This is a genomic window from Oscillatoria sp. CS-180 (assembly GCF_028330965.1).
In the GTDB taxonomy this organism is placed as follows: Bacteria; Cyanobacteriota; Cyanobacteriia; order Phormidesmidales; family Phormidesmidaceae; genus Halomicronema.
Map to the genome: position 1 here is coordinate 87,807 of NZ_JAQMUB010000066.1, position 12,717 is coordinate 100,523.

2 protein-coding genes are annotated in these 12,717 nt (G+C 54.4%); both read left to right on the forward strand.

The features are described from left to right. Positions 1-9: 9 nt before the first annotated feature. Positions 10-4,722, forward strand: a complete 4,713-nt coding sequence (locus PN498_RS15580; RefSeq protein WP_272063762.1) for a type I polyketide synthase — start codon at positions 10-12, stop codon at positions 4,720-4,722. Further along, positions 4,703-12,706, forward strand: a complete 8,004-nt coding sequence (locus PN498_RS15585) for a non-ribosomal peptide synthetase (RefSeq protein WP_272063763.1) — start codon at positions 4,703-4,705, stop codon at positions 12,704-12,706. The genes PN498_RS15580 and PN498_RS15585 overlap by 20 nt, the downstream gene beginning before the upstream one ends. Positions 12,707-12,717: the final 11 nt, after the last annotated feature.

The following is a 12,717-nucleotide window of genomic DNA, read 5'->3' on the forward strand; positions in this document are numbered from 1 at the left end:
CAAACACTCATGCACACACACGATCAGAGCAACGTTGAGGAGACAACCCAAGATATCAGTGCCGATATTGCGATTGTGGCAATGTCGGGTCGGTTTCCAGGAGCCGAAACCATTGATCAGTTTTGGCAAAACTTAGCTGCTGGGATAGAGTCGGTGACCTTCTTCTCAGATGAGGAGCTGCTAGAAGCTGGCATCGATGCTGCTGTTCTGCAAAATCCGAATTACGTCAAGGCCAATACGGTCTTAGAAAACATTGAGCAGTTTGATGCGAATTTTTTCGACATCTCTCCGCGTGAGGCAGAGGTCTTAGATCCACAGCAGCGACTGTTTTTGGAGTGTTCGTGGGAAGCGCTTGAGCTGGCTGGGTATGATCCACAGCGCTATCCAGGCGTCATTGGAGTGTATGCGGGCGTCGGGATCAATCGGTACTTGCTCTACAACTTGAGTCAGCACCCAGAGCTGATGGAGGCGATCGGGTTCTATCAACTATTGCTGAATAGCGATAAGGACTTTTTGCCCAGTCGAGTTGCCTACAAGCTCAATCTCACCGGTGCGGCAGTGGGTGTTCAAACGGCCTGTTCCAGCTCTTTAGTCGCGATTCATCTTGCCTGTCAGAGTCTTCTGAACGGAGAAACCGATATGGTTCTGGCTGGGGGAGCGACAATTCGTATTCCCCATATGGGCGGCTATTTTTATCAAGAGGGGATGATCATGTCTCCCGATGGTCATTGCCGTGCCTTTGATGCCAAAGCGCAGGGCACCGTCGGCGGCAGCGGCACCGCGATCGTATTGCTCAAGCGGCTACAGGATGCGATCGCCGATGGAGATGAGTGCTATGCCGTCATCAAAGGATCTGCCATCAACAATGATGGTTCCTTCAAAATGAGCTACACCGCTCCTGGGGTCGAAGGTCAGGCAGCCGTGATTGCAGAGGCGCTGACCGTCGCTGAGGTAGAGGCCGACAGCATTAGCTACATTGAGGCCCACGGCACGGGAACAGAACTGGGGGATCCAATCGAGGTGGCGGCGCTGAATCAGGTCTTTCGGCGGCGGACGGATCAACGACATTTCTGCGCGATCGGTTCGCTCAAAACCAATCTAGGCCATATGGATACGGCGGCGGGAGCGGCTGGCCTCATCAAAACGGCACTCTCGCTCAAGCATCAGAAACTTCCTCCCAGCCTCAACTTCGAAGCGCCTAATCCTAGAATCGACTTCGCCAATAGTCCTTTCTATGTCAACCATCAATTGACCGATTGGCCGAGTAGCACTGTTCCCCGACGAGCTGGCGTGAGTTCCTTCGGCATTGGCGGCACGAACGCTCACATCATTGTAGAAGAAGCTCCACCAAGAGAACCTTCTGGTCCCTCGCGCCCTCATCAGCTATTGCTGTTATCGGCCAAAACGGCCTCCGCTCTGGAAACAGCAACGGCCAATCTGGCTCGACATCTACAGCAACAGCCAGCAGCGAATTTAGCTGATGTCTCTTATACGCTGAGTTGTGGGCGTCAAGCGTTTGACTATCGGCGGATGCTGGTTTGTCAGGATACTGCTCAGGCTGTTCAGACGTTAACGGCCTTTGAGACCACCGGGGTGAACCCCCGATCCATCAGTCGTGAAGTCAGTCCGGTCGTCTTTTTGTTTCCGGGGCAAGGATCTCAGTATGTCAATATGGGGCGGCAGCTTTATGAAGACGAGCCTCTATTTCGAGAACAGATTGATTACTGCGCTGAGTGGCTTCGGCCTCAACTTCAACTGGATTTGCGTCAGCTTCTCTATCCAAAATCTGTTGACCGATCTGCTGCAGAAGCACGCTTGCAAGAAACCGCGATCGCTCAGCCGACTCTATTTGTCGTGGAGTATGCCTTAGCCCAGCTTTGGTTATCTTGGGGCATCACGCCCACGGCCATGATAGGACACAGCATTGGGGAATATGTGGCAGCCTGTCTAGCTGGGGTGTTCAGCCTAGAAGACGGTTTGGGTCTAGTCGCGACGCGGGGCCAGATGATGCAGTCGTTGCCAGCAGGGGCCATGCTCGCTGTTCCTCTGTCAGCCGCTGAGATCGAGCCACTCCTACATCAAGACGCCAATGGGACAGACCCATTGGCGATCGCAGCCCTCAATGAACCTCATCGATGTGTGGTTTCGGGAACTCCCGAGGCGATCGCGGCCTTTGCGCAAACGTTGACCGACCAAGCCATCGAGTTTCGTCGTCTGCATACCTCCCATGCCTTTCATTCGCCGATGATGGAACCCATTTTGGACCCGTTTCGGCAGCGCTGTCAGCAGATTAGCCTGCATCCACCGACACTGCCCTATATTTCCAATCTCACGGGCACCTGGGTCACGACCGAGCAGCCGACCGATCCGGACTATTGGGTGCAACACCTACGCCGTCCTGTACAGTTTGCGGCGGGCCTTGACCAACTGTGTCGAGAGGTTGATCGTCCGCCCATTTGGTTGGAAGTTGGGCCAGGGCGGACCCTCAGTACCTTGGTACGGCGCAATCCTGCAAGTCAAGAGGGTGTAGCCATTACCTGCTTACGGCATCCGCAGGAAACTAAATCCGACGTTGCGACGTTGCTGACAGCTCTAGGGCAGCTTTGGCTGAATGGCGTCGCCATCGACTGGTCAGCCGTCTATGCCCATGAACGCCGCCATCGGCTACCGTTACCCACCTATCCCTTTGAGCGTCAGCGATATTGGGTCGATTCTTCCCTGACGGCATATGCTGATCCAAAACGTGTTGATCAAAAGACGCCGGTATCCGAGTGGTTTTATCTCCCGTCTTGGAGACAGTTGCCGCTGCCGCTCCCAACGGAGCGCGATCGCGCTCAAACTATCTTGATCTTCTCCGATGGCTCTGACTGGGCCAATGCCCTAATTGACCGGTTCACACGGCTAGATTTCACCGTGATTCAGGTTCGGGTTGATGATGCCTTCAGCATCGTTGATGACCATTGCTACCAGCTCAATCCCCAGCAGCGAGAGGACTACGACCACCTAATACAAACCTTGCAATCCCAGGAGCAGCTGCCGGACAAAGTGCTGCATCTATGGCCACTTGCCGCAGATGCCCCGTCCGCAGACAGTCTGAGTCTGTCTTGCTTTGAGTCATCTCAACTGCTTGGCTTTTACAGCCTCCTCTTTTTTGCGCAAGCTTGGGGACAGCAGGTGTTTACGCAAACCTGCGACATCATCACGATCGCGCAAAATCTACAAAGCGTCACCGGCGAAGAGGCTTTAGATCCCTTCCAAGCGCTGTTATTAGGGCCAGTTTTGACCATTCCTCAAGAAAACCTCAGCCTGACCTGTCGCTGTGTCGATATTTTGCCCTCGGCGATTGAGTCAAGCCCATCGTCCTTAATGGAAACCCTGATTAAGGAGGTGCAGGCTAGCGTTCCAGATCGGGCCATTGCCTATCGAGGTAATCAGCGTTGGGTTCAGGGCTTCGAACCCTTTCCCTTACCGCTTCAAGAACACCCTCCTAAGCATCCCGTTCCACTGGGACTACGACATCAAGGGGTCTATCTAATCACAGGTGGACTGGGCAATGTGGGCTATTTACTCGCGGAGCATTTGGCCCAGCAGGTGCAAGCACGGCTCGTTTTAGTGAGTCGTCAGGCGCTCCCCTCACGGCAAGACTGGCCTCAATACCTCTCCTCGTCAGAGTCAGAACCAGATTCAGCTCAGGCTTCCATTCGGCAGAAAATTGAGAAAGTCCAGCGATTAGAGGCGTTAGGTGCTGAGGTCCTGAGTCTACAAGCGGATGTTTCTGATGCTATCCAGATGGCAGCGGTGCTGGAAAAAACTCATACCCATTTTGGTCCCCTCAACGGGGTCATCCATGCCGCTGCTGTCTTGACCTGGGGTGAAACGTTCAATGCCATCAACCACATCACCCCTGAGCAGTGCCAAAAGCAGTTTCAGCCCAAAGTTCAAGGGACTCTCGTTTTGAGTAATCTACTTAAAAATTACGCCCTAGACTTCTGCGTTTTGACATCCTCTCTGGCGTCCGTTTTGGGTGGATTGGGCTATGTCTCCTACACGGCGGCCAATAGCTTTTTGGATACGTTTGTGCGACGGCATAACCAGCTTTGCGGCAGCAATTGGCTCAGCCTCAACTGGGACGGCTGGCAGCAGCGTCAGGGGGGCGAACCCTCCCAGTCCGGTGCGGGAGATGAGCTAGCGGCACTGGCGATCGCCCCCCAAGAAGGAATTCAAGCCTTTGACGCCGTGTTGGCGAGTCAGATTACCCCCCAGGTATTGATCTCGGCCACGCCATTGAAATCCCGTATCGATAAATGGATAAAAATGAGTCAGCGGGCTACCCAGCGCTCAGTGTCAACGGCAGCAGCCAGCCGAGAAGGGTTACCCAATTACCAGGCGCCTCGTAACCAAATAGAAGCCAACATCGCCGCCATTTTCCAATCTCTGCTGGGGATTGACCAGATAGGCATCAACGATAGCTTTTTCGATCTGGGGGGAGATTCTCTCGTTGGCATGCGACTGGTGACCAACCTCAGACAGACATTTGCCGTTGACCTGCCAATTGTCGCGATTTTTGATTCCCCCACCATTGCGCACCTGGCGGCCATTATTCAGCAAAAGCAGCAGCCTCAATCGGAATCAACGCTCTCTGAGCTTGACGCGATCAGCGACATTTTGGAGCAGGTGGAAGCGCTCTCTGAAGAGGAGGTCAGTGCCCTCAGTGAAGGGTGATATCGGCGAATCGAGTGGAAATGGGTTATCAGATGCGGAGACCGGAGTGATGGTAGATAGCGCTCATCTTAAACAGCAAGCGATCGCTCAAAAACTGGCCGACCTGCCGGTTCAAAAGCGGAGTGTCTTCCTCAAGCGGCTACAGCAGGCAGGCATAGACCTCGCTACGCTACCGATTCTGCCGGTTGATCGACAGAAGACTGCGCTGCCGCTGTCTTTCTCTCAGCAGCGTCTGTGGTTTTTAGATCAGCTATCGACAGGAACAACCTATAACGAATCGCTTGCCCTGACGATTGGTGGCGATCTGCAAATCTCCCTGCTCCATCGGAGCTTGATGGCGGTGGCACAGCGGCACGAAATCCTGCGAACTAATTTCAAGTCGGTCAAGGGTTCACCCATGCAGGTGATCGCTCCCCATGCGATCGTTCCTCTATCCGTGATTGATTTGCAGGGATTGGCCGACCCTGTGAAGTCTAGCCAAATGCAGCGATTAGTCGCTGCGGAGGTTGATCGCCCCTTTGACCTTTCGTGCGATCCGCTGCTGCGAGTCCTGCTCATCAAGCTAGAGGCAGAGCTGCACGTGTTGGTTTTAGCAACGCACCATATCGTTTCTGATGGGTGGTCAACGGGGATACTGGTGCGAGAAGTGAAGTACTTCTATGGAGCCCTGTTGAGTGGGCGATCGTCGCCATTGCCCGAATTAAAGATTCAATATGCCGATTTTGCCTACTGGCAACAACAGTGGCTGCAGGAGGAACGTCTTAAATCCCATCTGCACTACTGGCAGCAGCAACTTGCGGGTGCTCCCCCTCTATTGACCCTGCCCACGGATCATCCCCGACCTGCTGTACAAAAGTTGCGCGGTGCCTGGCACGCTTTTGCGCTGCCTAAAGAATTGACAGATAGGTTAAAAGTGCTGGGGCAGCGTTCAGAAGCCACGCTATTTATGACGCTGTTGGCCGCATTTGCGGTCCTCCTTTCTCGCTACAGCAGGCAAACCGACTTGGTGATTGGGGCTCCGATCGCGAATCGCAATCGTCCTGAGCTTGAGTCACTGATCGGCGTATTCGTTAACACCCTGGCCCTCCGGATTGATTTACAAGGGAATCCCGAATTTCAAACTCTCTTAAGTCGTGTTCGAGAGGTCGCGTTAGCAGCCTATGCGCATCAGGATGTTCCCTTTGAGCAAGTGGTAGAAGCCTTGCGACCTGAGCGCTCTCTAGATCACGCACCGCTCTTCCAAGTGGCGCTGACATTGCAAAATACGCCTATGGGTCAGCTAGAGTCACCAGGGCTATCCTTCGCACCGCTAGAAACGCCTAACATCCATACTCGGTTTGACCTAGTGCTCTTGATGCACGAAACCGAGACGGCCCTGAGCGGGGTATGGGAATACGACCGAGATCTGTTCGAAGCCAGCACGATTCAACGAATGGCAGATCATTTCCAATCGCTGCTAGAGGCGATCGTCGCTCAGCCTACCCAATTGATTTCAGACCTGCCGTTCTTGAGCACCTCTGAACGCCAGCAGCTGTTGGTGGCGTGGAACGATACGACGGTGAAAACTCCCTCACCGCAATACCTCCACCAGCGATTGGAAGCGCAGGCTGAGCGTACTCCCGATGCTGTCGCTCTCGTGTTTGAAAACCAGCAATTGACGTATCAAGCCCTGAACGAAGCGGCGAATCAACTCGCCCATTGCCTGCAAAGGCGGGGCGTTGGGCCAGAGGTGCTGGTGGGTCTTTGTGTAGAGCGATCGCTCGCCATGGTCGTAGGCCTGCTGGGGATCTTAAAAGCCGGTGGAGCGTATGTTCCGCTCGATCCCGATTATCCCAGCGATCGCCTGGCCTTTATTCTGGCGGATACGCAACTGTCTATTGTGGTGACTCACCAATCCACCGCCCCAAAACTGCCCCCCAGTGCAGCTCAGTTCGTTTGCCTTGACGACGATTGGGCCACCATCAGCCGTTATCGCCGCAGTAATCCGAACCTCCCAATTAGGGCCAGTCACCTCGCCTATGTGATCTATACATCGGGGTCTACTGGCACACCCAAGGGGGTTCTACTGACCCATCAAGGATTGTCCAATCTAGCGATCGCTCAACAGCACTCGTTTGACCTCACCCCCCAAAGTTGCATCCTACAGTTCGCTTCTCTGAACTTTGACGCATCAATTTGGGAAATTGCCATGGCCCTGTGCTCGGGGGCAAAACTCTGTATCGGGACTGCTGATAGCCTACTGCCGGGAGCGACACTGCGGCGGCAACTCCAGCAACACTCCATTACCCACGTCACCTTGCCTCCGTCAGCTTTGGCGGTGATGCCGACAGAGCCCCTGCCCACGCTAAAAACCCTCATCGTGGCCGGTGAAGCCTGTTCCTCTAAACTGGCCACCCAATGGTCCTCAAATAGACACTTTTTTAATGCCTATGGCCCAACTGAATCAACCGTCTGCGCCACCGTAGCGGAGGTGATCGATGGCGAACGGCCTTTAACCATTGGGCAAGCGATCGCCAATACTCAAATTTACATCCTTGATAGCTATCTAAATCCCGTGCCTGTAGGAGTTCCCGGTGAACTCTACATTGGCGGAGAGGGGCTTGCCCGGGGGTATCTCAACCGTCCAGCGCTGACCGCCGACAGGTTCATTCCCAACCCCTTCAGTGTGGAGCTAGGTCATCGACTTTACAGAACAGGCGATCTTGCTTGCTATCAGCCTGAAGGCAACATCAAGTTTCTCGGGCGCGTGGATGACCAAGCTAAGATTCGCGGATTCCGCATTGAACCTGGGGAAATTGAGGCTTGGCTGCATCGCGATCCTCAAGTCCAGGAGAGCGTAGTGGTCTGTTCCAAAGATCTGGCAGGTCATCAGCGATTAGTGGCGTATGTCGCCAGCGCATCTTCCCCACCGCCAACGCCTGCGACTCTACGCCGTTTTCTCAAACAGCACTTGCCCGACTATATGGTGCCTTCAGCGTTTGTGACCTTAGCGGCACTGCCCAAAATGCCTAACGGTAAGGTCGATCGCGCTGCGCTGCCGGTTCCTGAGACCGAAACCCTAATGCGTAGCGCCAAGTATGAGGCTCCCCGCAGTGATGTCGAGCAGACTTTGGCGAACATCTGGAGCCAGGTATTAGGCATTGCAGAGATTAGTATTCACGACAATTTCTTTGAACTGGGAGGCCATTCGCTCCTCGCGACTCAGGTCATTTCCCAGATACTGTCCACGCTCGCCGTAGACGTTCCCCTACGACACCTGTTTGAGTCGCCTACGATCGCCGAATTAAGTGATCTGATGGCAACTCTACAGCCGCAGGCGATCGCGCAGGTAGCACCGATTTTACCCATTTCTAGAGAGCAGAGGTTGGGTTTGTCCTTCGCTCAAGAGCGGCTCTGGCTCATCGATCAGCTAGAAGGTGCCAGTCCAGCCTATAACATTTCTACTGGCATCCGATTGGCCGGAACGCTGTCTGTAGTAGCGCTTGAGCAGGCGGTGACTGCCCTAGTTCAACGTCATGAGGTTCTACGGACTCACTTTCAGGTGGTAGAGGGTGTGCCCGTTCAGGTGATTGTTCCGAACCTACCCAAAGTGCTGTCTCAGGTGGACTTGCAGCTTCTGCCGCCAGCAGCGCAATCGAGCGCAGTCGAAAAACTCTTAGCTGAAGACGCCCAGCGTCCCTTCGCTCTCAGCCAAGGCCCTCTGTTTCGCCTCACGTTGCTGCGGCTCACCCATACGGAGCACGTCTTGCTGATGACGTTGCATCACATTATTGCCGATGCATGGTCAATGGGGATCTTGATGCATGAGGTCTCGACCCTGTTCCATCAGTGTTGTCAGGGCGAGTCGCCGATGCTCCCCCCGCTGCCGTTCCAGTACGCCGATTTTGCCCACTGGCAACGAAAGTGGCTCAGCGGTGAACGGCTAGAGCAACAGCTTGCCTATTGGCGTCAACAGCTGGCGGCGGCCCCTCCTTTGCTGGAGTTGCCTACGGATTCCCCCCGACCCGTCAGTCAAACCTTCAGTGGCCGCACTCATCAAATGTGTCTCCCGCTTGATCTGACGGAGGCCATTGAGGCGATCGCACAACAAACCGGCACGACCCTATTTATGGCTCTGCTAGCAGCCTACGCTGTGCTGCTGTCGCGCTATAGTCGGCAGTCTGATCTCGTCATCGGCACCCCCATTGCCAATCGCAATCGCAAGGATCTCGAATCACTCATTGGCTTCTTTGTGAATACCCTGGCTCTACGTGTGGACACCAGCGGTAATCCTAGTTTCACCACATTGCTGCAGCGCGTTCAAACCGTTGCCCTGGAGGCGTATGCCCATCAAGACTTACCCTTCGAAAAACTGGTGGATGCTTTGCAGCCCGAGCGTTCCTTAAGTCATAGTCCACTGTTTCAAGTCATGCTGGTGTTGCAAAACACGCCTCCTGCGGCCCTTGAGCTACCGGGCTTGCAGCTCAACTATTTAGCCGCTCCTTCCAACACGACCAAGTTTGACATCACGCTGACTTGCTACCGTAGCGACGTGGGTCTAGTGACGAGTTGGGAATACAACTGCGATTTATTCACGGGCGACACTATTGATCGCATGGCTCGTCAGTTTGCCACTCTGCTGCAAAATGGGGTGGCTTTTCCTGAGCAACCGGTTAACGAGTTGCCACTGTTGGGTGCTGAGGAGCAACATCAGCTTTTAGAAGAGTGGTCTGGTCTTGCAGCGCATGAGGACCTAGAGACCTTAACGTCACTGTTTGCTGCCCAGGCTGATCGAACACCGGATGCGATCGCCCTTGAGTTCGAGGCCCAGCAGCTGAGCTATCAAGAACTCAACCGACGGTCAAATCAGTTGGCTCACTGGCTCCAGCAACACCATCGAGTGAAATCTGAGGTCAGGGTCGGGCTATATCTAGAGCGCTCTCCAGAAGTCATCATCGCGATGCTGGCAATTCTCAAAGCTGGCGGAGTCTACGTTCCACTTGATCCTGACTATCCCCCTGAACGGCTCCGGTACTTAATCCAAGATGCCAACGTCTCTTTGGTGATGACCCACACTGCGTTTAGGGAGAAACTACCTAAAGATACGGTTCACTTGTGCTTAGAGGTCGAGACTGCAATTTCGCAAGCCCCTGAGACATCTCCCCCCTGCACCCTCACCTCAGAGCATCTGGCCTACTTGATGTACACCTCAGGCTCAACTGGACAGCCCAAGGGGGTCTGTGTTCCCCATCGAGGCGTTGTCCGGCTGGCGGTTGACCCCAACTATGTTGACCTCAATGCTCGCGATATCGTCCTACAGTTTGCCCCGATCGCTTTTGATGCCTCCACATTTGAAATCTGGGGGGCGCTGCTCAACGGCTCTCGCTTAGTCATCATGCCGCCTGGATTGCCCTCCCTGGCAGCTCTGGCTGAGGTCTTGCAGCGTCAACAGATTACTCTCCTCTGGCTCACGGCAGGACTGTTTCACTTGATGGTAGACCAGCAGTTAGAAAGCCTACAGTCGCTGCGCTATCTGATTGCGGGTGGCGATGTTCTCTCTGTGCGTCATTTACAGCGATCGCAGCCACACCTCTCGGGTCACCTCATCAACGGCTATGGTCCGACTGAAAACACCACCTTCACCTGCTGCTATGACATCACAGACGCACAGACCTTACAGTCCTCGGTTCCCATTGGCACCCCCATTCGCCAAACCCAAGTCTATGTGTTGGATACTTCTCTTCAGCCGGTCCCCATTGGCGTGCCTGGCGAACTCTATGTCGGCGGGCAGGGCTTAGCCAGGGGATATCATCAGCAACCGGCACTAACCGCAGCCGCTTTTGTCCCTCACCCGTTCACCTCACGCCCAGGTGCCCGTTTGTATCGGACGGGAGATGTCGCCCGCTATCGCTCGGATGGCTGTCTAGAGTTTTTGGGACGGCTAGACCGACAGGTGAAACTGAACGGCTTCCGTATCGAGTTGGGGGAAATTGAGGCTGCGCTTAGTCAGCATCCCCAGGTGCAGAATGCCTTGGTGATGCCTATTGAATCTGCCTCAGGGGCACCAGCCTTAGTGGCCTATGGCGTGGTGGATCTAGAACACCCGCCGACCGTCGCTGAGCTACGCACTTTTCTCAAAACGAAATTGCCAGAGCACATGGTGCCTGCTGCGATCGCGCTTTTAGAGACCTTTCCCCTGACCGCCAATGGCAAAGTTGACCGGCAGCAACTCCCCCGACCGGACTATCCTGAGGCATCCACCGCCGCTTTCGTCGCACCCACCTCTCCCATTGAGCGCAGTCTTCAGGAGATTTGGCAGCAGGTGTTGGGGCGAGAGCGCATCAGCGTTTACGACAATTTCTTTGAACTTGGCGGAGATTCAATCCTGACCTTGCAAATGGTAGCCCGGGCCCGGCAAATGGGGTTGAGCGTGACCCCCAAACACGTCTTTCAGTACCAAACGATCGCTGAGCTATCCACAGTCGTGGGCATCGTCTCAGCCTCCATCGCTGAACAAGGGCCAGTGACTGGACCGCTGCCCCTGACTCCAATTCAAGATTGGTTTTTCAAGCTAGATCTGCCTGAACCTCAATACTTCAATCAGGCGTTGCTGCTGCAACTCCCGCCTGATATTCAGCCCCATTGGCTAGAGGAAGCCTTGCTACGGCTGCTGAAACATCACGATGCGCTGCGGCTACGCTTTACGCAGGCTGCTGAGGGCTGGCAAGCCGCCATTGCCCCCCCTGAAAATGAGACGGTACTGACGGTTTTAGATTTAGGGCATCTGCCCCCGTCCCAGCAGTCAGGCGCAATTACTGCGGCGGCTCATCGCTTTCAGAAAAGCCTCGACATTGGGCAAGGGCCGTTGATTCGGCTAGCGCTGATCCGCCTTAGGGCTGGACAACCCGCACGATTGCTGGCCGTAAGCCATCACTTGGTTATCGATGGGGTTTCCTGGCGCATTTTGATAGAAGATTTAGCCTTTGCCTATACGCAACTCGAACAAGCGCAACCGCTTCACCTACCTCCCAAGACAACCTCGTTACAGCAATGGGCAACCTATTTGCAAACCTATGCCCATTCCGAAGCGGTGCTTCAGGAAATACCCTATTGGCAACAGCAGCATCCGTCTAAAGCACTGCCGGTTGACCTGCCGGAAACGCCAGACATCAATACGGAACAATTTTCCGCTCAGGTGTCAGTACAACTCAGCGAACCCCTGACTCAGGCGTTGCTTCAGCACGTTCCTGCCGCTTACCACACTCAAATCAACGACGTGTTGCTAACGGCTTTGACGCAAAGTTTAGCGGCATGGACTCAGACCCGTTCTGCACTGATTGCGCTGGAAAGTCATGGCCGCGAAGACTTAACTGACGGAATCGATTTGTCTCGCACTGTCGGCTGGTTTACCAGTCTGTTTCCGATTTGCTTGAGCCTGGAAGACACGGATGACCTGGGTGCGGCCCTGCGGTCCATCAAAGAGCAGTTGAGGCAGATTCCGCACCGAGGAATGGGTTATGGGCTTTTAAGACAGCATCATCCTGACCGATTGCCCTCCATTTCTCCTCAAATTAACTTTAACTATCTAGGACAGCTAGAGCAAGTGTCGGCCCCCGACGATTGGGGCTTAGCCACAGAATCGAGTGGACCTAGTCAGAGTCCTTTAGGTCAACGTCCTTATCTGCTGTCAGTAAGCGGCTACATTGTGGCCCATCAGTTGCAGTTGAACTGGAACTACAGTCGAGCGATTCACGAACAAACGACGATTCAACAGTTAGCCGATCGCTATCTACACGCGCTAGAAAATTTAATTCACCACTGTTTGTCTGCTGAAGCTGGAGGATACACGCCTTCTGACTTTCCGCTAGCCGGTCTCAACGAACAATCCTTGCAGCAGCTATCTAGTCTGATGGCGGAAGCTGACTCGCCCGCTCCCACACCCGACCCCACAGCGACTAGCTCTTTTTCGGAATGGCCTGTTTCCCTCAGTAACGATGCCGAGTAAATAACACCCCC

Coding starts and splice junctions, on each gene's coding strand:
- PN498_RS15580 (WP_272063762.1), top strand. CDS start 10: ATGCACACACACGATCAGAGCAACGTTGAGGAGACAACCCAAGATATC.